The organism is Marinomonas sp. TI.3.20 (assembly GCF_038155025.1).
GTDB lineage: Bacteria > Pseudomonadota > Gammaproteobacteria > Pseudomonadales > Marinomonadaceae > Marinomonas > Marinomonas flavescens.
Genome location: NZ_JBAKAS010000126.1, coordinates 1 through 255, shown reverse-complemented (window position 1 = coordinate 255; position 255 = coordinate 1). Strand labels below are relative to the sequence as shown.

The 255-nt window shown below is 53.7% G+C and carries 1 rRNA gene; it reads left to right on the top strand.

The annotated features are described in order from the left end of the window. A 16S ribosomal RNA gene (locus tag V6259_RS20160) occupies nucleotides 1-255 on the top strand; the annotation flags it as partial.

Sequence of the window (255 nt, the reverse complement as noted above, 5' to 3'; positions counted from 1 at the left end):
GGCCCAGACTCCTACGGGAGGCAGCAGTGGGGAATATTGGACAATGGGCGCAAGCCTGATCCAGCCATGCCGCGTGTGTGAAGAAGGCCTTAGGGTTGTAAAGCACTTTCAGGAGCGAGGAAGGGTGGTTGATTAATACTCAATCATTTTGACGTTAACTCCAGAAGAAGCACCGGCTAACTCTGTGCCAGCAGCCGCGGTAATACAGAGGGTGCAAGCGTTAATCGGAATTACTGGGCGTAAAGCGCGCGTAGG